This window comes from Virgibacillus proomii (genome assembly GCF_900162615.1).
In the GTDB taxonomy this organism is placed as follows: Bacteria; Bacillota; Bacilli; order Bacillales; family Amphibacillaceae; genus Virgibacillus; species Virgibacillus proomii.
The window spans coordinates 1-953 of the sequence record NZ_FUFN01000001.1 but is presented as its reverse complement, the minus strand read 5'-3'; the positions used below and the strand labels follow the sequence as shown (position 1 = coordinate 953).

1 rRNA gene is annotated in these 953 nt (G+C 51.3%); it reads left to right on the top strand.

The features are described 5' to 3' along the window. Positions 1 to 55: 55 nt before the first annotated feature. Positions 56 to 953: ribosomal RNA gene (locus BN1066_RS00005) — 23S ribosomal RNA — on the top strand; the annotation flags it as partial.

Here is a 953-nt window from a genome sequence, read left to right as displayed (position 1 = left end):
AACCAAAAGCAATAAAGGCGAAAAAGCGTCTAGCTTATTTCACATAAAGCGAGTTAGTTAAGTGAATAAGGGCGCACGGTGGATGCCTTGGCACTAGGAGCCGAAGAAGGACGGGACTAACACCGATATGTCTCGGGGAGTCGTAAGTAGACGTTGATCCGGGAATTTCCGAATGGGGGAACCCACTGTTCGTAATGGAACAGTACCTCTATCTGAATACATAGGGTAGAGGAGGCAGACCCGGGGAACTGAAACATCTCAGTACCCGGAGGAAAGGAAAGCAAATGCGATTTCCCAAGTAGCGGCGAGCGAAACGGAACGAGCCCAAACCAGAAGGCTTGCCTTCTGGGGTTGTAGGACACTCCATAGGAGTTACCAAGAAGTTCTTTAGATGAAGCGATCTGGAAAGATCCGCCAAAGGAGGTAACAGCCCTGTAATCAAAAAGGAACTTCCTCCGGAGTGGATCCTGAGTACGGCGGAACACGAGAAATTCCGTCGGAATCCGGGAGGACCATCTCCCAAGGCTAAATACTCCCTAGTGACCGATAGTGAACCAGTACCGTGAGGGAAAGGTGAAAAGCACCCCGGGAGGGGAGTGAAAGAGAACCTGAAACCGTGTGCCTACAAGTAGTCGAAGCCCGTTAATGGGTGACGGCGTACCTTTTGTAGAATGGACCGGCGAGTTACGATCGTATGCAAGGTTAAGTGGAAGACACGGAGCCGCAGCGAAAGCGAGTCTGAACAGGGCGAACAGAGTATGCGGTCGTAGACCCGAAACCGTGTGATCTACCCATGTCCAGGGTGAAGGTCAGGTAACACTGACTGGAGGCCCGAACCCACGTATGTTGAAAAATGCGGGGATGAGGTGTGGGTAGGGGTGAAATGCCAATCGAACACGGAGATAGCTGGTTCTCTCCGAAATAGCTTTAGGGCTAGCCTCAAGGAAAGAGTA